Annotated in this window: 17 protein-coding genes and 1 rRNA gene; 12 read left to right on the top strand and 6 right to left on the bottom strand. The window is 68.1% G+C overall.

Annotation, left to right across the window (positions count from 1 at the left end):
* Positions 1–247 precede the first annotated feature (247 nt).
* Positions 248–362: ribosomal RNA gene (gene rrf / locus HDC36_RS12990) — 5S ribosomal RNA — on the top strand.
* A 72-nt stretch (positions 363–434) separates the two neighbouring features.
* Here the strand turns inward: rrf and HDC36_RS12985 are convergent.
* Positions 435–581, bottom strand: coding sequence for a PepSY domain-containing protein (locus HDC36_RS12985; protein ID WP_179568103.1), 147 nt, complete (start codon positions 579–581; stop codon positions 435–437).
* 279 nt (positions 582–860) lie between these two features.
* Between HDC36_RS12985 and HDC36_RS12980 the strand changes: the two genes are divergently transcribed.
* Positions 861–1,928: an NAD(P)-dependent alcohol dehydrogenase gene (locus tag HDC36_RS12980; RefSeq protein ID WP_179567896.1), complete on the top strand. Its 1,068-nt coding sequence runs from the start codon at positions 861–863 to the stop codon at positions 1,926–1,928.
* Positions 1,929–2,287: 359 nt separating this feature from the next.
* On the opposite strand, the gene HDC36_RS12975 is transcribed toward HDC36_RS12980, so the two are convergent.
* Both HDC36_RS12975 and HDC36_RS12970 read right to left on the bottom strand, forming a co-directional pair.
* Positions 2,288–4,018 carry a M28 family metallopeptidase gene (locus HDC36_RS12975; RefSeq protein ID WP_179567894.1) on the bottom strand — a complete coding sequence of 577 codons (1,731 nt, stop codon included), beginning with the start codon at positions 4,016–4,018 and terminating at the stop codon, positions 2,288–2,290.
* Positions 4,019–4,102: 84 nt separating this feature from the next.
* The gene (locus HDC36_RS12970) at positions 4,103–4,765 is read right to left on the bottom strand and encodes a hypothetical protein (protein ID WP_179567892.1); all 663 of its coding nucleotides are present in this window, start codon (positions 4,763–4,765) and stop codon (positions 4,103–4,105) included.
* A 162-nt stretch (positions 4,766–4,927) separates the two neighbouring features.
* On the opposite strand from HDC36_RS12970, the gene HDC36_RS12965 reads away from it, so the two are divergent.
* Positions 4,928–6,181 (top strand): peptidoglycan DD-metalloendopeptidase family protein, encoded by a 1,254-nt coding sequence (locus HDC36_RS12965; protein ID WP_255432741.1) that lies wholly within the window; start codon positions 4,928–4,930, stop codon positions 6,179–6,181.
* A gap of 105 nt (positions 6,182–6,286) precedes the next feature.
* Entirely contained in the window at positions 6,287–7,774 is a 1,488-nt protein-coding gene (locus HDC36_RS12960) for a S41 family peptidase (protein WP_179567890.1), read from the top strand.
* 229 nt (positions 7,775–8,003) lie between these two features.
* Here HDC36_RS12960 and HDC36_RS12955 read toward each other — a convergent pair whose 3' ends face one another.
* Together HDC36_RS12955 and HDC36_RS12950 are read right to left on the bottom strand one after the other, a co-directional pair.
* On the bottom strand, positions 8,004–8,324 hold the full coding sequence (locus HDC36_RS12955) for a DUF1820 family protein (protein ID WP_142742976.1): 321 nt from the start codon (positions 8,322–8,324) through the stop codon (positions 8,004–8,006).
* Positions 8,325–8,364: 40 nt separating this feature from the next.
* Positions 8,365–9,057, bottom strand: a complete 693-nt coding sequence (locus tag HDC36_RS12950) for a rhomboid family intramembrane serine protease (RefSeq protein ID WP_039006253.1) — start codon at positions 9,055–9,057, stop codon at positions 8,365–8,367.
* 233 nt (positions 9,058–9,290) lie between these two features.
* Between HDC36_RS12950 and HDC36_RS12945 the strand changes: the two genes are divergently transcribed.
* From HDC36_RS12945 to HDC36_RS12920, 6 genes are all read left to right on the top strand, one after another.
* Positions 9,291–10,628, top strand: a complete 1,338-nt coding sequence (locus tag HDC36_RS12945; protein WP_179567888.1) for an outer membrane protein transport protein — start codon at positions 9,291–9,293, stop codon at positions 10,626–10,628.
* Between the two features lie 631 nt (positions 10,629–11,259).
* Positions 11,260–14,238: a TonB-dependent receptor gene (locus HDC36_RS12940; protein WP_179567886.1), complete on the top strand. Its 2,979-nt coding sequence runs from the start codon at positions 11,260–11,262 to the stop codon at positions 14,236–14,238.
* A 70-nt stretch (positions 14,239–14,308) separates the two neighbouring features.
* Positions 14,309–16,180 (top strand): beta-galactosidase, encoded by a 1,872-nt coding sequence (locus tag HDC36_RS12935; protein ID WP_179567884.1) that lies wholly within the window; start codon positions 14,309–14,311, stop codon positions 16,178–16,180.
* A gap of 70 nt (positions 16,181–16,250) precedes the next feature.
* Positions 16,251–17,624, top strand: coding sequence for an APC family permease (locus tag HDC36_RS12930; protein WP_179567882.1), 1,374 nt, complete (start codon positions 16,251–16,253; stop codon positions 17,622–17,624).
* Complete coding sequence (locus HDC36_RS12925) at positions 17,621–18,547, top strand: sugar kinase (protein WP_179568099.1); 927 nt, start codon at positions 17,621–17,623, stop codon at positions 18,545–18,547. The genes HDC36_RS12930 and HDC36_RS12925 overlap by 4 nt, the downstream gene beginning before the upstream one ends.
* Entirely contained in the window at positions 18,528–19,940 is a 1,413-nt protein-coding gene (locus tag HDC36_RS12920; protein WP_179567880.1) for a 6-phospho-beta-glucosidase, read from the top strand. The genes HDC36_RS12925 and HDC36_RS12920 overlap by 20 nt, the downstream gene beginning before the upstream one ends.
* 164 nt (positions 19,941–20,104) lie before the next feature.
* On the opposite strand, the gene putA is transcribed toward HDC36_RS12920, so the two are convergent.
* Positions 20,105–23,326 carry a bifunctional proline dehydrogenase/L-glutamate gamma-semialdehyde dehydrogenase PutA gene (gene putA / locus HDC36_RS12915; protein WP_179567878.1) on the bottom strand — a complete coding sequence of 1,074 codons (3,222 nt, stop codon included), beginning with the start codon at positions 23,324–23,326 and terminating at the stop codon, positions 20,105–20,107.
* 238 nt (positions 23,327–23,564) lie between these two features.
* On the opposite strand from putA, the gene HDC36_RS12910 reads away from it, so the two are divergent.
* Positions 23,565–24,041: a DUF2244 domain-containing protein gene (locus HDC36_RS12910; protein WP_179567876.1), complete on the top strand. Its 477-nt coding sequence runs from the start codon at positions 23,565–23,567 to the stop codon at positions 24,039–24,041.
* Positions 24,042–24,061: 20 nt separating this feature from the next.
* Positions 24,062–25,051 carry a cytochrome c oxidase subunit II gene (gene coxB / locus HDC36_RS12905; protein ID WP_179567874.1) on the top strand — a complete coding sequence of 330 codons (990 nt, stop codon included), beginning with the start codon at positions 24,062–24,064 and terminating at the stop codon, positions 25,049–25,051.
* The last annotated feature ends 29 nt before the right edge of the window (positions 25,052–25,080 follow it).

The following is a 25,080-nucleotide window of genomic DNA, read 5'->3' as shown; positions in this document are numbered from 1 at the left end:
TGATAGGTCAGGTGTGTAAGTGCAGCAATGCATTGAGCTAACTGATACTAATGATCCGTGCGGCTTGACCATATAACCTCAAGTTGCTTCCTCAAAAAGCAACCCTTAGCACGACACACGTCGATAGCTATCCAAATGCTCGCTACGTCACACCCTATGAGAGGCTGGCGCCAGTTGCCGTCCTTCCGATAATCCGCACATCCGTGCCTTGTCCGAAGACGCAACCCGGCGACACTCCAACCGTCTCCCTGGTGAAATTAGCGCTGTGGAACCACCCGATCCCATCCCGAACTCGGAAGTGAAACGCAGCTGCGCCGATGGTAGTGTGGCTCAAGCCATGCGAGAGTAGGTCATCGCCAGGGGCTTTACCCCAAATCCCCGTCCGCAAGGACGGGGATTTTTTATTGGCCGCGAGATACACAAACACCACGCCCTCAGTCCCCCGCTGCGCTCACCACCCCTCCATCCGTCGGGTCCGCGTAGAGTTCCACCCGCTGACCCGCCGCACTGTGCGCACGTGCTTCCCACAGCCCGTCGTCGTACTTCAGGTCGTGGACCTGCGTGACACCACGCGCCTCAATCCCCCTCCGCGCTCACCACACGCCCGTCCAACGGGTTCGCGTATACCTCCAGTCGAACACCCGTGGCCGATCCGAGCGATCCCGCGACGGCGTCCTTGGTTCCCTGGCCTGCCTGCCACGATGGTTCGCTCCGTTCCACCGGCGATGCGTGCTTTTAATGCATCGCGGCTTAGACTTTTCGTCTGCCGCGCCAGCCGGCTTCGACCTGCGCTGTCGGCTCCGACGACACCGGAGTCCCTCAAGCCGCTACCCCTTCCCCCGTCACGAGAGAACTCTCCCATGAGCCAAGCCAATGGATACGCCGCACTGGCGTCCGATCAGCCGCTGACCCCTTACGCGTTCGAGCGCCGCGCGACCGGGCCGCAGGACGTCAGCATCGAGATCCTCTACTGCGGCGTCTGCCATTCCGACCTGCATACGGCGCGTAACGAATGGCAGAACACCCAATACCCGTCCGTGCCGGGACATGAAATCGTCGGTCGCGTGACCGCGGTCGGCGAGCAGGTCGAGGCCTTCAAGGTCGGCGACCTGGCCGGCGTCGGTTGCATGGTCGATAGCTGCCGGCATTGCGCGTCCTGCGCGGACGGCGAAGAGCAGTATTGCGAAAGCGGCTTCGTCGGCACCTATAACGGCCCGATGTTCGGTGGCGAGAATACCTATGGCGGTTACTCCGACCATATCGTGGTCGACCAGAAGTACGTGCTGCAGATCCGCCATGCCGAAAAGGACCTTGCTGCGGTGGCGCCACTGCTGTGCGCCGGGATCACCACCTATTCGCCGCTGAATCACTGGAAGGTGGGACCGGGCAAGAAGGTCGGCATCGTCGGCCTGGGCGGTCTGGGTCATATGGGCGTGAAGATCGCGCACGCGATGGGCGCGCATGTGGTGCTGTTCACGACTTCGGCGAACAAGAGGGAGGATGCACTGCGTCTGGGCGCCGACGAAGTGGTGGTGTCCAAGCTGCCGGAGGAGATGGCGGCGCATACCAACAGCTTCGACTTCATCCTCAATACCGTCGCGGCCTCGCACGACCTGGACGCGTTCCTGACCTTGCTCAAGCGCGACGGCACGATGACGCTGGTCGGCGCGCCGGCCGAGCCGCATCCGTCGCCGACGGTGTTCAATCTGATCATGAAGCGCCGGCAGTTGGCCGGCTCGCTGATCGGCGGCATCCGCGAGACCCAGGAAATGCTCGATTTCTGCGCGAAGCACGGCATCGTGTCGGACATCGAGACGATCGAGATGGCGCAGATCAACGAGGCCTACGAGCGCATGCTCAAGGGCGACGTGAAGTACCGCTTCGTCATCGACATGGCCAGCCTGGAGAAAGCCAAGCAGGCCGCCTGACGCAGCGGCATGGTCGGCCGCGCAACGTCGCGGTCGGCCCATGCGCTATATAGGAAACGTTCGACGATGCGCCTGGACACGCGAGTGTCCAGGCTTTTTTGTGCGCGTCATGCGGCATGTCCTTGCGTTGCAGCAGTTTGGCGTTCCGGTGATTACGGGCAAGGAAACGTGTAGAGGCGGCTCTGGGGTACCGCGGGACCATCAGCTGCAACAGGCCATATCGGGAACGCCTGTCGCGGCTGAAGCCGCTCCTACAGGAAAGCGCGGGCTCATGCGCCAGCGGCGATGGCCGATAGTTCGAAACGACAACGGCGCCGCAGCGCCGTTGTCGTGACCGTCGCCAAGAACGCGTCAGCCGGTCATTTGCCCGGCGTCGCCGCTGCCTGCTTGGCATTGCCCATCATGCTGTCGCGGGCGGCCTTGAACGGATTGTCCTGATACCAGTTGGGCCATGCGTCGCCCGCCGCCAGTCCCTTGCCGACGCCGTAGACGGCCTGCAGGTCGTCCATCACCCCGTCGAGCTTCCAGGTCGCCGGATCGTACTGGTCGGCGGGCGTGTGGTAGCGATGCTTGCCGTAGTCCTCGGCAGCGCGCTTGCCGGCATCGATGCCACCGTCGACCAGGTCTTCGCCGCCATCGATGTACAGCGCCGGCACGCCGGCCTTGGCGAAGTTGAAGTGATCGGAGCGGAAATAGAAGCCGCTCTGCGGCGAGGACTCGGCATGCAGCACGCGGCCCTGCGCGGCGGCGATCGGCTTGAGCAGGTCCTCCAACTCGGAGCTGCCGAAACCGTTGACCACCAGGTCCTTGGCGCGGCCGGCGACCGGCATCGCGTCGAGGTTGATGACGCCGGCGATCTTGTTCAACGGGAAGGTCGGGTGGGCGACGTAGTACTTGGAACCGAGCAGCCCCGACTCTTCCAGCGTCACCGCCAGGAACACCACCGAGCGTTCCGGCTTGGGCTGCTGGTGCACGAATGCGTCGGCGATCTCGAGGATGCCGGCGACGCCGGTCGCATTGTCGACCGCACCGTTGTAGATGTTGTCGCCGGTCTCGCCCTCGTGCTTGCCCAGGTGATCCCAGTGCGCCATGTACAGCACCGCTTCGTCGGCACGGCTGCTGCCGGGCAGCACGCCGACCACGTTGCGCGATTTCTTCTCGGAGATCGTGCTCTTCAGGTCCACCGACAGCTTGGCCTTCAGCGGCACCGGCTTGAAGCCGCGCTTGCTCGCGTCCTTGTAGGCCTGGTCCAGGTCCAGCCCGGCGTCTGCGAACAGCTGCTTGGCGGCCTGCGCGGTGATCCAGCCCTGCGCCGGGATGCGCGGTTCCGGATCGTCCTTGGCCGGCAGGTCGTACTGCGCGCCGGACCAGGAATTCTTCACCACGTCCCAGCCGTAGCTGGCACCGGGGGTGTCGTGCACGATCAGTGCGGCGGCTGCGCCCTTGCGCGCGGCTTCCTCGAACTTGTAGGTCCAGCGCCCGTAATAGGTCATGCGCTTGCCTTCGAACAGCGCGCCGTCCTCGGTGTGGAAGCCGGGGTCGTTGACGAACATCACCACCGTCTTGCCCTTCCAGTCCTGGTCCGCGTAGTCGTTCCACTTCTGCTCGGGCGCGTCCACGCCGTAGCCGACGAACACCATGTCGCTGGCGTCGATCTTGACCTCGGTCTGGCCGGTGCGGGTGCCGATCACCATGTCGGTGCCGAACTTCAGTTCGCGCGGCTTGCCGTTCTGCTCCAGCTTCAGCGTGGTGTTCGGATCGGCCGTGGTCTCGGTCATCGCCACGTCCTGGAACCAGCTGTCGCCGTTGCCCGGCTGCAGGCCGATGCGCTGCATCTGATCGCGGATATAGGAGACCGTCTTCTCTTCGCCCGCCGTGCCGGGACCGCGGCCTTCGAACGTGTCCGAGGACAGGGTCTTGACCAGCTCGCCGAAGTCGGCCGGCGTGATCTCGGGAGAAAAGGCGTGGCCCGCGGCGGCCACAGGAGCGGGCGCGGGCGGCGCGGCATCGGCGGCCGGGGCCGGCGCCTCGCGCTTGCACGCGGTCAGCGCGGCCGCGGCGGCCAGGCACAGCACAAGCTTGCGGGACATGGGGGCTCCTGGGGTGTGAGGAATCCCGATTCTATAGGCAAGTCCCGCGCGCGCGCCGCCGGCAGTGCGGACGACGCGGCCGGATCAATTCTCCGGCGCGGTGTCGCCGTCGAACGGCTGCGCGGTGGCGCCGCTGATCGGGCCGGTCTTCGCGCTGCGATGCACGTACAGGGTCACCTCGCGCTCGAAATGCAGCGGACCGTCGATCACCGCGCGCGGACCGATGATGATGCGCGGCTTGCGCGTCGGCTTGAACGAGATGCTGAAGCTCGGCTTCTTGATCTCGATGCCGCCGCCGAGGTGCGAATCGTGGCCGACGGTGATGTCGCCGTTGACCGTCTCGATGCCGCCTTCCAGTTGCGTGGCGACCAGGCCGATGCTGCCGTTGACGCTCTCCACGCTGCCGCCGATGCGGCCGCCGCGGTCGACGAAGATGCCGCCGTTGACCGTCTCGATGGACTCGGAAATCTGCACCTGCTGGCCCACACGGATGCCGCCGTTGACCGTGGACAAGCCTCCGGTCTGCGCGTTGTCGGCGATCTTGAGGCTGCCGTTGACGGTTTCCACATCGCCGACGCTGGCGCCGGATTCGACGGTGATGCCACCGTTCACGGTTTCCAGGTCGCCGTACTGCTTGCCCGATTCGGCGGTGATGCTGCCGTTGACCTTGCTGATGCCTTCTGCGGCCAGGGCGGGGCCGGCGGCCAGGGCCAGCGCCAACAGGACCGATACATGCGTACGCTTCATCACCCACCTCCGGGACGCCGGCCAGTCGCGGCACCTACTTGTGCGGCGATCACAACATGCTTCGTTACAATCCGCACCTGCCTGAAGTCATTGGACCAGCCCTTGCCCGCAACCGCCTCCGCTTCGTTGCGCTCCGCCTCGCCTGCCGCGCCGGGGCGGCGCCTGCGCGCGCCTGGGTACGCGGCAACGAGGTGGCTGGCGGGAACGGTGTTGCTGCTGATCGCGACGCTGGCGCTGGCGCAGAACCCGCGCGAGGCCGAGCGCCGCCTGGAGAAGGTGCGCGGCGAGCTGAAGAGCGTGGCCGAGGAGCGGCGCCAGCTGGAAGGCAAGCGCGGCGATGCTGCGCGCCAGCTGCGCGAGGCCGACGAGAAGGTGGCCACCACCGGGCGCAGCCTGGCGCAGACCCAGCAGGCGCTGCAGCAGCACCAGCAGACCCTGGCCGAACTGGAGCGCAAGCGCGACACGCTGCGCAACGGCCTGGTGCGGCAGCGCGCCGAACTGGCGCAGCTGCTGCGCGCGGCCTATGCGATCGGCGGCAATGCGCCATTGAAGCTGCTGCTGGCGCAGGACCGGGTGGCCGACGCCAACCGTCTGCTGGCCTATCACCGCTATCTGCAGCGCGAACGCGCGCAGCGTATCGCCACACTGACCCATGAGCTGCAGGCGCTGGAACAGGTACAGCGCGAGGTCGCGGCAAAGCGGCAACAGCTCAGCGCAGCGCAGCGCCAGCAGCAGGAACAGGCGGCGGCGTTGCAGCGCGACCGCAAGCAGCGCGCCAGCCTGGTGTCCGAACTGGACGAGCGCTACCAGGACCGCAGCGAGCGCGAGAAGGCGCTGGGCCAGGACGCCAAGGCGCTGGAGACGTTGCTGGCCAATCTGCGTGCGGCGGCGGCGCGGGCCGAGGCCGAGCGCCGTGCGGCAGCCAGGCGCGCGGCGGCCGAGCAGGCCGCGCAGGCCAAGGCCGCAGCGAAGAATCCGTCGCGTGGCGGCAGCAAGGTGCCGCCCAAGGTGGTGGCCTCGGCGCCGGCGCTGAAGGTCGGGGGCCTGGGCTGGCCGCTGTCCGGCGACCTGATCGCGCGCTACGGCGGCAAGCTGCCCGATGGACGCACCAGCAACGGCGTGCTGATCGCCGCGCCGGCCGGCAGCACCATCACTGCGGTGGCCGACGGCACGGTGGTGTTCTCCGACTGGATGACCGGGTACGGCATGATCCTGATCGTGGACCACGGCAACGGCTACATGAGCCTGTACGCGCACAACGACACGCTGTTGCGCGATCCCGGCGCGCGGGTCAAGCGCGGCGATGCGGTGGCCAAGGTCGGCAATTCCGGCGGGCAAGGGCGCCCGGCGCTGTATTTCGAATTGCGCCGCAACGGCCAGCCGGTGGATCCGTCGTCGTGGCTGCAGCGGCGCTGAGCGCCACCGAGGCCGTGCATTCAACGCGGATTTAGCCCGCTTTCGCGCATAATCCGGACAGCTGCGCCGTGGACGGTGCAGGTCATCCCCCAATCGGAGTGCTTCATGCGCGTAGTTCTGTCCGCTGCCCTGTTGCTTGCTCTGGCGCCGCTGCCGTCGATGGCGCAGAGCGCCGGCGAACAGACGCCCTCGGCCTCCACCGCCAGTGCCGACGATCCGGACGCCACCGAATCGGCCACCTCGCGCGTGCCGCTGGACGAGATCCGCCGCTACGTGGCGGTGTACAACGCGGTGAAGGAAGCCTACGTCGATCCGGTCGACGACAAGAAACTGATGCAGTCGGCGATCCGCGGCCTGCTGCTCGACCTGGATCCGCACAGCACCTATTTCAGCAAGGAAGACGCCGAGGCCTTCGACGAACAGGCCACCGGCGCCTACGACGGCATCGGCGTGGAACTGCTGCAGCTGCCGGACAACACGCTCAAGGTGGTGTCGCCGATCGACGACACGCCGGCCGCGCGCGCCGGCGTGCGCTCGGGCGACATCATCGTCGCCATCGACGGCAAGCCGATCAGCGCGGTCAAGGCGATGGAGCCGTTGCGCGGCGAGTCCGGCAGCAAGGTGGTGCTGACCATCGTTCGCGAGAAGGTGGACAAGCCGTTCGACGTGACCCTGACCCGGCAGACCATCCGCGTGGCCAGCGTGCGCAGCCGCATGCTCGAGCCGGGCTACGGCTACATCCGCATCAGCACGTTCCAGGCCGATACCGGCGCGGACTTCCACAAGCAGCTGCAGCAGTTGCAGGCGCAGTCCGGCGGCAAGCTGCGCGGCCTGGTGCTGGACCTGCGCAGCAATCCCGGCGGCCTGTTGACCGCGGCGGTGCAGGTGGCCGACGACCTGCTCGACAAGGGCACCATCGTGACCACGCGCGGGCGCATCTCGGTCAGCGATTCCAAGTTCGACGCCACGCCCGGCGATCTGCTCAACGGTGCGCCGATGGTCGCGCTGGTCGATGCCGGATCGGCCAGCGCCTCGGAAGTGCTGGCCGGTGCGCTGCGCGACAACAAGCGTGCGCGCATCGTCGGCAGCCGCACCTTCGGCAAGGGTTCGGTGCAGACCGTGCTGCCGCTGGACAACGGCGATTCGGTCAAGCTGACCACGGCGCGCTACTACACGCCCAGCGGCAAGTCGATCCAGGCCAGCGGCATCGTGCCGGAGGTGGTGCTGCGCCCGGAAGAGAGCAAGGAAGACGCGGACAAGCCGGCGGTGCTGGCCGACTACAGCGAAGCGACGCTGCCCGGCCACCTGCACGGCGACGACGAAGGCGCCGAGGGCTATAGCGCCGGCGACGTGCTGCCCGGCGACGCACCGATCGCGCAGGCGCTGGCCGAACTGAAACAGCCCGGTGCGGTGGCCAGGGCCGCTGCGGCCAAGCAGGCCAAGGCCAAGCCGAAGGCGGCCGCGCCGACCGCGGCCAAGCCGGCGACGCTCGCGCCAAAGAGCGTGGCGCCGAAGACCGATGCGCCGGCCGCAGAGGCGCCGAAGGTCGATCCGCCCAAGACCGACACGCCGACGCCGCCTTCGGGCGACTGACGCGGCGCTTGCCGTTCGCCGCGCCGGCAGGGTGCGCGGCGTGGTGCGCCGTGCATGGCGCGCCACCTGCGATCGAGCGCATTGCGATCCGCACGATGCTCTTGCAGCAGCGGCTTCAGCCGCGACCGGGCGTTACCGGCAACGCCCGGTCGCGGCTGAAGCCGCTCCTACAAAAGCACTGGATGCCGACAGCGGCGTGGCGCTGACCGGCACTTCACCCCGCATGCGCTCAGCGCGGTTTGCCCGGCATCGGGAACGGGGTGATCACCTTTTCGCCGGTGGCCGCGTCGCGGATCGCGGACTGGCCTTTCTTCTCCACTTCCTCGATGCGCACGATGCTCTGCATCGGCAGGTGCAGCATCTTGGTGTCGCCGAATTCCTCGCGCAGGCGTTCTTCGGTGGGGTCGACTACCAGGCCGTCGTGCAGGTCGAACACCAGCCCGCCGATCTCGCTGAAGCCCCACAGGTGACTGCTGCCCACGTGCTGCGCGTACAGCTCGTACACCTTGCCGTGGTTGAGGAACGTCACTTTGTACAGGGACTTGGCCATGCGCGAAGTATAGAGCGCGGTAGCGCGATGGCGTGGCGGATCAAAAGCCCTTGCGCTTGCGCAGGCGCCGCGCGATCGCCGCGCGCACGTACAGCCCGTACGCCATGCCCAGGGTGAAGCCGGTCAGGTGCGCGGACCAGGCGACCATGCCGAAGGCCGGGCCGATATAGGCGAACACCACCTGCAGCGCCGCCCAGGTGCCGATCAGCAGCGAGGCCGGCGCGCGCACGAATTCCAGGAACAGCCCCAGCGGCAGCACCACGCCGAGCTTGGCGCGCGGAAACAGCGCCAGGTAGGTGCCGATCAGCGCCGAGACCGCGCCGCTGGCGCCGATGATGACCCGGTCCGGGGTGCCGATCGCGAACACCGCGGCCAGGTTGGAGAGGGCGCCGCCGCCCAGGAACAGCAGCAGGAAGCGCCACGGCCCGAGCACGCGCTCGGCGGGCAGGCCGAAGATCAGCAGGAACACCAGGTTGCCGAGCAGGTGCGACCAGTCCGCATGCAGGAACAACGCGGTGAACAGCCGCAGCACGCTGCCGTCCTGCACCGTCGCCAGCCAGTCGCGCGGGCTGGCGACGCCGGCCGACAGCGCGCCCCAGTCCAGCCACAGCGTGGCGCGGGCCTGGTTGGGGCGGCTGATCGACCACAGGAACGCCAGCCACATCGCCGCGAACAGCAACGGCGTGGCCCAGCGCAGCGTGGTCCGGTCGCGGGAGGGAATGGAGACGAACATGCCAGTACCGGGGAACGCGGCCCGTAACGATACCGGCTCCCTCCGGCTGAACGCACGCCTACTCCGCGCGAAACTGAACGGGCGGTATTGTTATTGTTCGGTTAACGCAGAGGGGTATACTGCATACGGCGTCGTATGTCGGGAGGGGACTCCGGCGCGCATTTCCGGCTTGCTCAGCGGGGGATGCGCAGACGCGAACACAGACATTTTCGTCTTCCGGAGAGTAACAAGCCATGCAAAACGCAACCCAGTTCGTCCGCTTCACCGCCCTGGCCGTCGGCATCGTCGGCGCCCTGACCATCGGTCAGGCGCACGGCGCCGCGTTCCAGCTCAAGGAGAACAGCGCCAAGGGCCTGGGCCGCGCCTTCGCCGGCTCCGGCAGCGCCCCCGGCGACGCCTCGATCATCGCCAACAACCCGGCCGGCATGCGCCAGCTCGACGGCAAGGTGTTCCAGGCCGACGTCAGCGCGATCCAGTTCGCGGCCAAGTACGAGGGCACCGGCACCTACGCCACCGGCTCGGCGATCTCCGGCGGCAACGGCGGCGATGCCGGCACGATCGCGCCGGTCCCGGCGGTCTACTTCCACCTGCCGTTCGGCGAAAACAACAACATGCACTTCGGCACCTCGCTGACCGTGCCGTACGGCTTCAAGACCGAATACGACCGCGACTGGAAAGGCCGCTACAACGGCGTCAAGACCGAGCTGCAGGCGATCGACCTCAACCTCGCCTTCTCCTACGACGTGAACCCGTACGTGTCGTTCGGCGCGTCGGTGTTCGCCGAGCGCCTGGACATCGATCTGTCCAACGCGATCGATCTGGGCAGCGTCCTGGCCGCGCGCCGGGTGCCGGGCTTCGCGCCGGGCAGTGCCGACGGCTACTCGCGCATCAAGGGCAACAGCACCGATATCGGCTACACCCTGGGCGGCCTGTTCAGCATCGACGAGAACACCCACATCGGCTTCAGCTACCGGTCGAAGGTCGAGCACAAGATCACCGACGGCACCGCCGACTTCACCACGCCGGCCAACGCCGCCACCGTGCTGGCCGTCGCTGCGCCGGGCACCTTCGTCGACACCAAGGGCCGCGCCACGGTCACGCTGCCGGCCAGCGCGACCGCCAGCTTCACCCACACCATCAACGAGCAGTGGACGGTGATGGCCGACGTCAGCCGCACCGCCTGGAGCAAGTTCGACCAGGTGACGGTGGACTTTGCCAACAACCAGCCCGACAGCGTGCTGAACTTCGCCTACAACGACACCACCTTCGTCTCGATCGGTGCCGACTACCGCATGAGCGACACGCTGACCCTGCGTGGCGGCCTGGCCTACGACGAAACCCCGACCAGCAACGAGCACCGCGACGTGCGCGTGCCCGACGCGAGCCGCAAGTGGGTCTCGCTGGGTCTGAGCTGGCGTCCGTCCGAGCAGGCCGAGTACAGCTTCGGCTATACCCACCTGTTCACCAGCGATCCGAGCATCAACTCGACCACCGCTACCGGCAACACCCTGATCGGCAGCTACGACGTCAGCGGCAACGTGCTGGCGGCGTCGGTCAACTACAAGTTCTGATCGAGCGCTTGCGCGACAGTCTCGCGGCGCAGGCCGCGAGCCACCAAAGCCCCGCTTCGGCGGGGCTTTTTTGTGCGTGTTTCCCTTCCCCTGACGCGGCTTCGCGCATATCGCCGCGAATGCTTGACAGACATCCCACCCCGGCGTAGAAGGCTTGTGAAGCCGATGGGGATGTGACATCGGCATGCGGCCACGGCAGTCATGCCGTCGCCATCCGGCCTGCGGTCGTCGAATGGGAGAGGTTGGCAATGCACCACCGCGAATCGACTCCTTCGTCCTGCGCTGCAACGCCGCTGTTTTCCTGTACCGCGCCTTCGGCACTGGCTGCCGTCCGCGTTTCCCGAGGCGAGCCGGCATGACCGTTCGCCACAAGCTGAGTGCCCTGCGCTCACGCGACAAGTGCGTCGCCGGCTACTCGCCGCCTCGACGCTAATCGTGCATCGCGGTCTGATCTGACCGACGCCGTCGCGTTTGTTTCCCGTGTCCCGTTGCCCGTGCGCGCCCGTTGTTGCGCGCAGCGCCGCAGCGTGCGCGCCATGCATTCGCCGTGCGTCCGGTCGGTCCCAACGACATCCGGGTTGCCGACATGCGTCGCGCCCGGTGCATGGCACTTTTGGCGAGGGGAAGCATCATGTGCAGTGGCAAGCGTTCGAACGGCAAGATCCTGGTTGAGGCGATCCTGGCGGTACTGGGGGCGAGCGCCGCATTGACGGCGGTGGCGGGGACGGTGACCGGTCAGGTCAGCGTGCAAGGCGGCAAACCCGCCGCGAACGCGCGGGTCGGCATCGCCGGGACCGCGTACAGCGCGGTGACCGATGCCAATGGGCATTTCGCCATCGCCGATGTGCCGGCAGGGCAATACGCGCTGGAATCGAGCTATCCGGGCTTCAGCGCGGCGCAGACCAGCTTCGAGGTGAGCGACACCGGCACCACCGCGCTCACCGTCGCGCTGGACGAGGTCAAGCAGCTGAAGAACATCACCGTCGTCGCCAACCGCTACGACGCCAGCAACCTGAAGATGAATGCCGTGAACACGGTGGACGTGCTGTCCGCCAACGACCTGCAGCACACCGCGGTGCACAACGTCGCCGAGGCGCTGGGGCTGATCTCGGGCATCAACATCACCACCACCGGCTCGGGCTATTTCGGCGGCGTGGATGGCGCGGCGCGCGGCGAGGGCATGTTCGCCTCGGTGCGCGGATTGCCGTCGGAGTACAACGTCAACCTGATCGACGGTGTCACCGTCGCGCAGGGCATGCCCTACAGCCGCAGCGTGCAGCTCAGCCTGCTGCCGCCGTCGGGATTGCAGACCATCGTGGTCAACAAGACCTCCACCGCCGACATGGACGGCGATGCGATCGGCGGCACCATCGACTTCCGCACGCCCACCGCGTTCGATTTCAAGCAGACCACCAGCGGCAGCGTGACCGGCAGCGGCCGCCTGGAGAGCCGCGCGCGCGACTACGGCGGCGACGGCCTGGGCGGCGGCCTGGCCGGCGAGTTCCAGCACAAGTTCGGCGACGAACAGCAGTTCGGCTTCTATGCCAGCGCCTATTACGACTACCGCACTTCGACCAACAGCGAGGTCGCTGCGGCGACCAGCGCGCTGAACGACCATTCGTGGGCGTTCCTGCATGCCGATGCCGACGGCGGCAACGCCGCCGGTTACGATCCGCAGCACAACCTGACCAGCACCGGCATGAACGTCGGCGTGGTCGCCGGCTGGGAGCGCCGCTACGGCGGCAACGCCTCGTTCGACTGGCAGGTCGACGACAGCCTGTCGCTGTACGCGCGCGCCACCTACGCCTACGCCAAGACCGACCAGGGCACCACCTTCGTGCAGCTGCTGCCGCAGGACGTGACCTATGTGCCGAGCGCGACCGCAGGCGTCTACACGCCCAACATCGGCCGCATCGCCTCGCGCTTCTGGTACGAGACCAATCCGGAAATCGCCGACCTGGCGACGTTCCAGATCGGCGCGCGCAAGACCTCCGGCGGCTGGACCTTCATGCCGAATCTGTTCTACAGCTTCGGCGACAACGACCGTCCCAACCATGTCGAGATCGACGGCCGCGAGGACAAGTTCTCGCAGACCAACTACGCCTACTCCGGCAGCAGCCTGGTCAACTACGGCAGCGGCGCCTTCCCGTATCCGCAACTGACTCCGGCGCTGCAGGCGCAGGTCAACAATATCCCGTCGCTGTACGCCAGCAGCTACGGCGAACTGACCAAGATCTATTCCGGGCAGAAGAAGGGCGGCGCCAAGTTCGACGTGCGCTACGACTTCGAGGACGGCGCGCTGTCGGCGCTACAGTTCGGGGTGAAGTACAGCAAGAGCTCGCGCAATTTCAGCAACCGCGACTGGTGGACCGGCGGCGTCGACGACACCAGCACGCTCGGCGACCTGGGCATCTTCAACGGCAACTACAGCGCGATCTTTCCCGGCAAGTATCCCTGGGTCACGCCCAAGGTCAGCGAGACCGCGGTCAGCAACGTCATCTACAGCCATCTGCGCGACGACGACCTGGACAGCTGCGGCAAGGCGTATTACGTCAACAACTGGAACTGCAACACGATGCGCGGCACCGAGGCGGTCGCCGCAGCCTATGCGATGGCGACCTTCTCGCTCGGCAACCTGGAAATCGTGCCGGGCGTGCGCTTCGAACACAGCAGCATCCACAACACGTTCTGGGTGACGCCGTCCGATGCCGACGGCAACGAAACAGTCGGCTATTTCGACAGCAACCACACCGCCTACGACGAGCCGTTGCCGAGCGTGTTCCTGACCTGGCGCCCCGACGCGCGCACCGCCTACCGCGCCTCGCTGTGGACCAGCTATACCCGGCCCGCGTTCGTGCAGTTGGGCGGCGGATCCAACATCAGCATCTCCAACAGTGTCCCCGCCGTCACCACGATCACCCAGGGCAACCCGGACCTGAAGCCGATCGAAGCGACCAACCTGGACCTGTCCGGGGAATGGTCGACCGAGCACGGCGGCTTCTTCTCGGTCGCCGGCTTCTACAAGCGCCTGCGCAACTACATCTACGACGCCGGCTCCGGCCAGGCCAATCCCGGCACCAGCGGCAGCGGCACGGTGTTCTATTCGATGCCGACCAATGGCGGCGACGGCCGCGTCTATGGCCTGGAGGTCAGCGCGCGCCAGCGCTTCCAGGATCTGCCCGAACCGCTGAACGGCCTGGGCGTGAGCTTCAACGCCACCCGTCAGCATGCGCGCGCCGACCTGGGCATGGACGGCTTCGAGAACGAGCACATGCAGTCGGCGCCCAATGCCATGGCCAACGTCGAACTGTTCTACGAACGCGAGCGGTTCTCGGTGAACCTGAGCTACCACTTCAGCAGCTCGTACCTGCTCAGTTACGACTATCTGCACCAGGGCGCGACCTGGGACGACCTGTGGGCGCGTCCGACCCGGCGCGTGGACCTGCATGCCGGCTACCACTTCGACAACGGCCTGAGCCTGGATCTGTCGATCTCCAACCTGACCAAGGAGTACAGCTACTGGGCGCACGTGGGCCGCAGCGATCTGGCGGTCTCGGACATCGTCGATGCCGGCATGACCACGTTGCTGACCGCCAAGTACGCGTTCTAGCCAGTTCTCCGCGGGATCGGGGCGATGCAGGCCTGCATCGCCCCGTGCCGCGCTGCCCACGGAGACTTCGATGAAACGTCGCCATTTTTGTTTGCTGAGTGTGCTGGCGCCGCTCGGGATGGCGGCCGCGCCAGCGGGTGCCGTCGCCGCGGCCGTCGCGCCCGAACCGGATGGACGCCCGCACGCGTTCGGTTTCGCGCAAGGGCAGTTCGTGCTCGACGGCCGGCCGTGGCAGATCCGCAGCGGCGAGATGCATCCGTTGCGCATTCCGCGCGAGTACTGGTTGCAGCGGATCCGCATGGCCAAGGCGATGGGCCTGAACACCATCGCCCTGTATCTGATGTGGAACGCGCTGGAATCGGCACCGGGCGTGTTCGACCTGGACAGCGATCGCCGCGATTTCGTCGCCTTCATCCGCCTGTGCGCGCAGGAAGGCATGTGGGTCTATCTGCGGCCGGGTCCCTACGTCTGCGCCGAGTGGACGCTCGGCGGCCTGCCCGCCTATCTGTTGCGCGAACCCGGCATGCGCCTGCGCGACGCCGGCGATGCGCGCTACATGGCCGCAGTGCGGCGCTACATCGCGGCGGTGGCGCCGCGCATCGCGCCATTGCTGGCGGCGGCCGGCGGGCCGGTGCTGATGCTGCAGATCGAGAACGAGTATTCGATGTTCGGCGACGACGTCGGTTACCTGCAGGCGTTGCGCGCGCTGTGGCAGGAGCACGGCATCGACGGGCCGTTCGCGGTCGCCGACGGCATGAAGGACCTGCGCCGGCGCAAAGCGTACCTGCCCGGCGCGGCGCTGGGCCTGGACGGTGCCGACCTGGCCGATCTGGAGCACGGCCGCGTGTTCGCCGGCGACGCGCCGGTGTGGGTGGCCGAGGGCTATCCGGGCTGGCTGACGCACTGGGGCGAGGCGGACTTCGCGCGACGCGACTACCTGCCGACGCTGCGCCGGCTGCTCGCGCATGGCCATTCGTTCAACCTGTACGTGGTGCATGGCGGCAGCAACTTCGGCCTGAGCGCCGGCGCCAATGCCGACGACGACGGTTCCAACTTCCAGCCGGCGTTGACCAGCTACGACTACGGCGCGCCGATCGACGAGCGCGGCGCGGCGACGCCGGCGTACTGGGCGATGCGCGACGCGATCGCCGCGTCTGTGCCACAGCGCTTGCCGCTGCCGCCGGCGGCGCCGCCACGCACGACGTTCGCGCCGACCCTGGCGCTGCCCTATGCGTCCTTGTGGGACAACCTGCCCGCGGCACCGGTCGCGACCGTGGTGCCGGCCGGCAACGAGCTCCTGTTCGGCCAGGACCAGGGACTGGTGCTGTATCGCCGCCGCATCGGTCCCGGCGCGCAGCTGCGCGTGGACGGCGTGCACGACTACGCGGTGGTGCAGGTGGATGGCGAGGAAGTGGGGCACGTGTCGCGGGTGCGGCATCGCACGTTGCAGTCCTCGCCGCAGCTGACGCTGCCGCGGGCGCAGCAGGCCGAGCGCACGCTGGAGATCCTGGTCGACAGCTTCGGCCATGTGAACTTCGGTCCGGCGCTGGGCGATGCCAAGGGGCTGGTCGGCGAGGTGCAGTTGCAAGGCGCGCCGCTGCAGGAGTGGCAGGCGTATCCGATCGCGCTGGACGACGCCTGGATCAAGACGCTGCTGCCGCTGCGCGCGGCGTCGTCGCGGCCGGGGCTGTTCTTCCGTGCGGAGATCGTGGTCGAGACGCCCGGCGACGCCTACCTGGACATGCGCGAGTGGGACAAGGGCTATCTGTGGGTCAATGGCCGGTTGCTCGGCCGCTACTGGCGGATCGGGCCGCAGCAAGGCCTGTACTGCCCCGGGCCGTGGCTGCGTCCAGGCCGCAACGAGGTGCTGGTGCTCGATCTGCATCGCCGCCGCGCCGCCGCGATCCATTGCGCGGACTCGCTGCGGGGAACACACGCATGAGCCTGCGCCGCATACACACCGACCGTTTCCATCCGATCCACTGCGTCGCGCCGGCGACAAGGGAGTCTGCATGCTGCTGACCACGCCCGATGCGACGCGCCACGATGCCGAGCACGTGCCGCCGCGTGCGATCGGATTCTGGGGCGGGCTGTCCGCGAACCTGCTGAACATGGTCGGCATCGGCCCGTTCATCACCATCCCGTTGGCGCTGTCGGCGCTGGCCGGACCGATGGTGCTGCTGGGCTGGGTGGCCGGCGCGCTGCTGTGCCTGTGCGACGGCCTGGTCTGGGCCGAACTGGGCTCGGCGATTCCCAAATCCGGCGGGCCGTACCACTACCTGCGCGAGGCCTATGGCCGCGACCGCCTGGGCAGCCTGTTCGGTTTTCTCTACCTGTGGCAGACGCTGCTGACCGCGCCGTTGTCGATCGGCGCAGCGGCGGTCGGCTTCACCCAGTACCTGGCCTTTCTGGCGCCGGGCCTGGCGCCATGGCAGCTGACCGCGATCGCCGCGGCGCTGTGCCTGTTCAACACCGCCTTGCTGTACCGCGAAGTGCGCTCGGTGCAGGTGCTGTCGCTGCTGGTCACCGCCGCGGTGGTGGCGGCGGTGGTGTGGATCGTGGCCAGCGGCCTGCTGCATTTCGACATGGCGATCGCGCAGCGATTCCTGCATGCCGGTGCGGTCTCGCCGCACGGTTTCTGGCTCGGCTTCGGTGCGGTGGCGCTGATCGCGGTGTACGACTACGGCGGCTACAACAACGTGTGCATGCTCGGCGGCGAGATCCGCCAGCCGCGGCGCAATATCCCGCTGGCGGTGCTGTGTTCGATCCCGATCGTGGCGGCGCTGTACCTGGGCTTGAACGTGGCCATCCTCGGCGTGCTGCCGTGGCAGCAGGCGGCGCACTCCAAGGCGGTGGTGGCCGACTTCATGCAGGCGATCTACGGGCATGTCGGCAGCACCATCGCGGTCGCGCTGATCATGCTGGCCAGCTGGGGTTCGGCGCTGGTGGTATTGCTGGGCTATTCGCGGGTGCCGTACGCGGCGGCGGCCGAGGGGCAGTTCTTCCGGGTGTTCGCGCGGCTGCATCCGCGCGGCCGTTTCCCGACCGTGTCGCTGCTGTTCGTCGGCGCGACCTCGGCGCTGGCCTGCCTGCTGTCGCTGGACGATTTGATCGCCACGCTGATGGTCATCCAGATCATGTTCCAGTTCATGGCGCAGTGCCTGGCGGTGGTGCTGCTGCGGCGGCAAGCGCAGCGTCCACCGGATGCGTTCTCGATGCCGTTGTATCCGTGGCCGCTGTGGGTGAGCGTGGCCGGCTGGCTGTACATCCTGGCCACCAGCCAGGGCCGCCACCTGCTCGCGGCGGTGGTGGCGCTGGGAGTGGGCACGGCGCTGTTCTTGATGCAAGCCAGGAGGCAGGGCACATGGCCTTGGACAGCGCGATGAGCGCGTGCGACGTCGCGGTGGTCGGCGAGATCTATGCCGATCACATCCTCAGCGGTTTCCAGCGCTGGCCGCAGCTGGGCGAGGAAGCCCTGGCCAGCGCCTATCTGCGCGAGCTCGGCGGCGGCACGGTCAACACCGCCTGCGGGCTGGCGCGGCTGGGGCGCAGCACGCGGCTGATCGGCCTGATCGGCGAGAGCGACCGGCCCTGGTTCGCGCAGCGCCTGGGCCAGTTCCAGGTGCGCAGCGACGGCTTGCGCAGCGACCCGGCCGGCACCGGGATCACGGTCAGCGTGTCGATGCCCGACGACCGCGCGTTCTTCACCTACCTGGGCGCCAACGCCCAGCTCGATGCGCTGCTCGCGCGCGCCGAGGTGCTGGACGAACTGTGCGCGGCGCGCCACGTGCATTTCGCGATGCCGCTGTCGCGCGCGCTGGCGCAGACGCTGCTGCCGGCGCTGGCCGCAGCCGGCTGCACGACCTCGCTGGACGTGGGCTTCAGCCCGGACTGGCTGGCCGCGCCGCACAACCTCGCCACCTGCCGCGAGGTGGACTATTTCCTGCCGAACCAGAAAGAGGCCGCGCTGCTCGGCTGCGGCGATGGCGCCGAGGCATGCCGCCAGTGGGCGCAGACGCTGGGCTTGCGCCATGCGGCGATCAAGCTTGGCGGCGCTGGCGCGATGGCGGTCGACGCGGCCGGCGCGCGCCGCGTGGCCGCGCCGGCGGTGCAGGTGCGCGACACCACCGGCGCCGGCGACGCCTTCGACGCGGGCTTCATCGATGCGCTGCTCGACGGCGCAGGACTCGACGACTGCCTGCGCCGCGCCTGCTTCTGCGGCGCGTCCTGCTGCGCCGCGCTCGGCGCGCTGGACGGCCTCCCCGATTTCGACCAACTGAGGAACTTCAATGACAGCAACGAATCGTAAGATCGCCTTGATCGGCGGCGGCGGGGTGCGCTCGCCACTGGTCGTGTATGGGGTCAACGAGGCGGCCACCGCACTGGGCGTGGAGGAGATGGTGCTGTACGACCCGGATCCGGAGCGCGTGCAGCTGATGGTGGCGATGGGCCGCGCGGTGGTGACCGAGTTCGGCGGCGACTTGCGCCTGCGCGCCGCCGATTCGCTGGAGGATGCGATCGAAGGCGCGGACTTCGTACTCAACAGCATCCGCATCGGCGGCATCGCCCAACGCGCCGCCGACGAGCGGGTGAGCATCGACCAGGGCTATCCGGGGCAGGAGACCACCGGCCCGGCCGGCGTGGCCATGGCCTTGCGCACGGTGCCGGTGTCGATCGCGCAGGCGCGGCTGGTGGAACAGCTGAGCCCGGATGCGTGGCTGGTCAACTTCACCAATCCGGCCGGGCTGATCACCCAGGCGGTGACCACGCATACCCGCGCCAAGATCGTCGGCATCTGCGATACCCCGACCGAACTGTTCCACAACATCGCGCATGCGCTGGGCGCGCACCACGCCGCGGTGGAATGCGATTACGTCGGCCTCAACCATCTGGGATGGGTGCGTGGCGTGCGCCTGCACGGCGAAGAGGTCATCGACCGGCTGCTGCAGGACGACGCGCTGCTACGCCAGCTGTACCTGGCACCCCTGTTCGACTTCGACATGATCCGCGAGTTGCGGCTGATCCCGACCGAATACCTGTTCTTCTACTACGAGCGGCGCCGCGCGCTGGCCAACCAGCGCACCCAGGGCGGCAGCCGCGGCGCCGAGATCGAGACCTTGAACCACGCCTTGATCGCCACGCTCGGCAGCCGCCTGCAGGCCGGCGACGGCCACGGCGCGGTGCAGGCGTATGCGGCGTATCTGAACCAGCGTTCGGGCTCGTACATGAAGCTGGAGGCCGAAGGCGGTTCGGCGTTCGATGCCGGGGTCAGCCTGCAGGCCGATCCGTTCCGGGTCAGCACCGGCTATCACCGCATCGCCATCGATGTGATGAGCGCGCTGACCGGCGCGGTGCCGGCCAAGATCGTGGTCAACGTGCGCAACCAGGGCGCGATCGCCGATCTGCCCGACGACGACATCGTGGAGATTTCCTCGCACATCGACCGCGACCGCATCGTGCCGTGCCCGACCGCGCCGCTGCCGGATGCGGTGCATGGCCTGATCCGCGCGGTGAAGGCCTACGAACGCGCGGCGATCGAGGCGGTGCTGTCGGGCAGCCGCCTGACCGCGCGCAAGGCGATGCTGATCCATCCGGCGATCGGCGAATGGACGCCGTCGCACGATCTGTTGGAAAGCCTGTTCGGGCACCTCAGCGACGACGGCCAGTGCCTGTGCCAGGGGCCGATGCATTGGCATGGCTGATCGGCGCGAGTGCGCGGCGACGGAGATGGATCCGTCGCCGCGTGTGCCGAGTTTCTGTGTGTGTTTTCTGTAGGAGCGGCTTCAGCCGCGACATTGCCTTGCCGGAGAGTGCCTGTCGCGGCTGAAGCCGCTCCTACAGAGGTGCCGGCGAACTATTTCGCCGATCAGTCGCCCAAGGTCAGCAACGACGCATTGCCGCCGGCCGCGGTGGTGTTGACCGTCACCACCTTCTCGGTGGCGAAGCGCAGCAAGTAGTGCGGGCCGCCGGCCTTGGGGCCGGTGCCGGACAGGCCCTGGCCGCCGAACGGCTGCACGCCGACCACCGCGCCGATCTGGTTGCGGTTGACGTAGACGTTGCCGACCTGCACGCGTGCGGCGATGCGCTCGATGGTCTCGTCGATGCGCGAATGCACGCCCAGGGTCAGGCCGTAGCCGGTGGCGTTGATCTGCTCGATCACCGCGTCGAGCTGGTCGGCCTTCCAGCGGATCACGTGCAGCACCGGGCCGAAGATCTCGCGCTGCAGCTGCGCCAGCGACTGCAGTTCGTAGGCACGCGGCGCGAAGAAGCTGCCGTGGGCGGTGCCGTCGTCGCTGGCGGCCACCGCGATCAGCCGCGCTTCGCGGTCCATGCGCGCGGCGTGGTCGGTGAGAATCTGCAGCGCGTCGGCGTCGATCACCGGGCCGACGTCGGTGGACAGCAGGCCCGGGTCGCCGATCTTCAGTTCGGCCATCGCGCCGGCGAGCATGGTCATCACCTTGTCGGCGATGTCGTCCTGCACGAACAGCACGCGCGCGGCAGAGCAGCGCTGGCCGGCGGAGATGAAGGCGCTGGAGATCGCGTCCTTGACCACCGCCTCGGGCAGCGACGAGGAGTCGGCGATGAACGCGTTCTGGCCGCCGGTCTCGGCGATCAGCACGCCGATCGCGGCGTCGCGCGCGGCCAGTGCGCGGTTGATCGCGCGCGCGGTCTCGGTCGAACCGGTGAAGGCGACGCCGGCCACGCGCGCATCGCGGGTCAGCGCGGCACCGACGGTGGCGCCGTCGCCTGGCAGGAACTGCACTGCCGCTTCGGGCACGCCGGCTTCGTGCAGCAGCTTCACCGCGGCATGGCCGACCAGGTTGGTCTGCTCGGCCGGCTTGGCGATGACGGCGTTGCCGGCGGCCAGCGCCGCGGCGACCTGGCCGAGGAAGATCGCCAGCGGGAAGTTCCATGGGCTGATGCACACGAACACGCCGCGGCCGTGCAACTGCAGTTCGTTGGACTCGCCGGTCGGCCCGGGCAGGCGCTCGGGTGCGCCGAACTGGGCGCGCGCCTGGCCGGCGTAGTAGCGCAGGAAATCCACCGCCTCGCGCACTTCGGCGACGCCGTCGGGCAGGGTCTTGCCGGCTTCCTTGACGCACAGCGCGATGAACTCGGGCATGCGCGCTTCCAGCAGGTCGGCGGCGTGCTCGAGGATGGTGGCGCGGCTGGCGGCCGGGGTGCGGTTCCAGCCCGGCTGCGCGGCGACCGCGTTGGCCAGCGCCTTCTCCACGGTGGCGGCGTCGGCCGGTTGCCAGCGGCCCACCACCTGGCGGCGGTCGGCGGGGTTGGTGACGTCCAGCGGCGCGCTGGCGATCACCGCGCCCGGCACCAGCGGCACGGCCTGCCAGGGCTTGATCGCGGCGTTGAGCTGGTCGGCCAGCGCGCGCAGGTCGTTGTCGTTGGCGAGGTTGGCGCCCATGGAATTCTTCCTGTTGTGGTTCTGGCTGCGCAGCAGATCGGCCGGCAGCGGAATCTTCGGATGCGGGATGGAGGCGAACGCGGACACGGCTTCGACCGGATCGCGGATCAGGTCCTCGATGGCCACGTCCTCGTCGGTGATGCGGTTGACGAAGCTGGAGTTGGCGCCGTTCTCGAGCAGGCGCCGCACCAGGTACGGCAGCAGGTCCTCGTGCGAGCCGACCGGCGCGTACACGCGGCACGGCACGCCCAGGCGGTCGGCGGGAATCACCTCGGCGTACAGGTCGTCGCCCATGCCGTGCAGCTTCTGGTGTTCGTAGTCCTTGCTGCCGGCGATGGCGCGCACCGCGGCGATGGTCTGCGCGTTGTGGGTGGCGAACATCGGGTACAGCGCGTCGCTGTGCGCGAACATGCGCTTGGCGCAGGCCAGGTACGACACGTCGGTGTTCTGCTTGCGGGTGAACACCGGGTAGCCCGGATGGCCCTCGACCTGCGCGCGCTTGATCTCCGCGTCCCAGTACGCGCCCTTGACCAGGCGCACCGGGATGCGGCGGCCGACGCGGCGCGCCAGGTCGGCGAGGAAGTCGATCGTGTACGGGGTGCGCTTCTGGTACGCCTGCACCGCCAGGCCGTAGCCTTCCCAGCCGTCCAGCGACGGATCGGAGAAGGTGGCCTCGATGATGTCCAGCGACAGTTCCAGGCGGTCGGCCTCTTCGGCATCCACCGTGTAGCCGATGCCGTAGGACCGGGCCAGCTGCGCCAGTTCCAGCACGCCCGGCACCAGTTCGGCCATCACCCGCGCGCGCTTGGCGTGCTCGTAGCGCGGATACAGCGCGGACAGCTTGATCGAGATGCTGGGCGCGGCGAACACGTCGCTGCCCTTGTACGAGCCGTTGGGGCCGCTGCGGCCGATCGCGTGGATCGCCTGGCGGTAGGCGTCGAGGTAGCGGTGCGCGTCCTTCATGGTCAGCGCGCCTTCGCCGAGCATGTCGAACGAATAGCGGTAATGCGCGTTGTCGCCCTTCTTCGAGCGCGACAGCGCCTCGCCGATGGTACGGCCCATCACGAACTGGTGGCCCATGATCTTCATCGCCTGGCGCACCGCCAGGCGGATCACCGGCTCGCCGACGCGGCCGATCAGGCGCTTGAACGCGCCGGCCACGTCGGCGCGGGTCAGGTCGTTGATCTGCACCAGCTTGCCGGTGAGCATCAGCCCCCAGGTGGAGGCGTTGACCAGCACCGAGTCGCTTTCGCCCATGTGCTTCTTCCAGTCTGCGTCGCCGAGCTTGTCGCGGATCAGCTTGTCGGCGGTTTCCTGGTCGGGGATGCGCAGCAGCGCTTCGGCCACGCACATCAACAGCACGCCCTCTTCGCTGCCCAGGTCGTACTGGCGCATGAAGGCCTCGATCGCGCCCTGGTTCTGGGCGCGGGCGCGCACCCGGGTGACCAGGTCGGCGGCCAGCGCCTGCACCTTGGCCTGGTCGGCGGCGGGCAGGCGCGCCTGTTCGAGCAGTTCGCGCACGTGGTCGGCCTCGTCCTTCAGCCATGCGGCGGTGATCGCGGCGCGCAGCGCGTGGGAGGCGGGGGGCAGTTCGGGGGCAAGCAACGGCGAGGGAGACGCGGACGGCATCGCCGGTGAGGAACCGGCGCCAGACAGAGCGTTCATGCAGGGAGGACCAGGGAAGATGCGCGCATTTTATGCCAGCGCCCGCTCGTGCAGCGCGTCGGCGCGGTGCACGGTTGCCGGCGGCGGGCACCGATGGCTGAACGCCTGCGGCGAGAATTTGGTTGCAATGCAGCATTTTTTATGATGAACGCGCGCTTGCCGGCGCGCAGGCCCGGGGCTACCATCGAATCGTTGCTCGCGGCTGGTACAGCGCGGCGGCTCGGAAGCGCGGTTCGACATGATCGAAATGTGTCCGTTTTCTGCGGAGGGAGCGGGTACGCAGCTGCGGCTGCGGCCGCCGCGGGCGCTCAGTGCCCGGCAATTCGTGATGTTGTTCGCGGCGCTGGCCGGGGCGATGTGGGCGGTGGCGGTGCTGGGGTGGTTCGCCGGCAACGTGTTCGCGCCGGCGTTCGCCTTGTTGCACAGCATCGTGGTGGCGCTCGCGCTGCGCTGGTCATGGCGCAGCGGCGAGCGCGAAGAGGACATCCGGGTGGGTCCGGGCTGCGTGGAAGTGACCCGCACGAATGCAGGAACGCCGGCGTTCCGCGCCCACCCGCATTGGGTGCGGTTGCGGATCGAAGGCGACGACAGGGTGGTGCTGGCGTGCAGCGGCAAGCAGGTCCGGGTCGGCGAGTTTCTCGGCCCGGGCGAGCGCCGCGAGCTGGCGCAGACCCTGGAAGGCTTGCTGGCGGCCGCGACCGGCCGCAACCGATGACGCTCCAAGGGGTCTAGGCAATGAAGCAAAGCGGCAGATGGAAGCAACAGGCGGTCAGGGGCGGGATGGCATTGGCGGCGGCGCTGGCCGTCCCGATGGCGTGGGCACAATCGGCCGATCCGAAACCCTGGCAGTTGAACATGGGCCGCGGCGTCACCCAGAGCGCGCGCAACGCCTACGATTCGAACATGCTGTCGCTGTGGATCTGCGCGGTCATCGGCGTGCTGGTGTTCGGCGCGATGGGCTATGCGATGTTCAAGTTCCGCAAGTCCAAGGGCGCGGTCGCGGCGCAGTTCAGCCACAACACCAAGGCCGAGGTGATCTGGACGGTGATCCCGGTGCTGATCCTGATCGCGATGGCGTGGCCGGCCACGGCCAAGCTGATCGCCATGTACGACACCCGCGACGCCGAGCTGACGGTCAAGGTCACCGGCTACCAGTGGATGTGGCGCTACGAATACCTGGGCGAGAACGTCTCCTTCACCAGCCGCCTGGCGCGCGACTCGGACCGCATGCGCCAGAGCGGCCAGGTGCCGACCCTGGAGAGCAATCCGCACTACCTGCTCGACGTGGACAACCGGCTGGTGCTGCCGGTGAACACCAAGGTGCGCTTCGTGATCACCTCCGACGATGTGATCCACGCCTGGTGGGTGCCGGCGCTGGGCTGGAAGCAGGACGCCATCCCCGGGATCATCAACGAAGCCTGGACCGACATCGACACCCCTGGCGTGTACCGCGGCCAGTGCGCCGAACTGTGCGGCAAGGACCACGGCTTCATGCCGATCGTGGTCGAGGCAGTGTCCAAGCAGGACTTCCAGAAGTGGCTGTCGGCGCGCAAGCCGGCACCGGCGGCGGCCCCGGCCGCGCCGGCCGCCGCACCTGCCGAAGCGCCCGCCGCGCCGGCGGCTCCCGCTGCGCCCGCGCCCGAGGCCACTGCGCCGGCCGCGCCGCCGCAGGCCCTGCTGCCCCGTCTTCGTTCCGGTTCGCACCTGACCGTGCAAGCCGCCTGATCTCCTGCATTCTTTTTTGAGGTAGCCGC

Origin of the sequence: Xanthomonas sp. JAI131, from assembly GCF_013410075.1 — a bacterium.
Classification (GTDB): Bacteria; Pseudomonadota; Gammaproteobacteria; order Xanthomonadales; family Xanthomonadaceae; genus Xanthomonas_A; species Xanthomonas_A bonasiae.
Note: the sequence above shows the minus strand (reverse complement) of the source record. Positions and strands in the feature narration are given on the sequence as shown.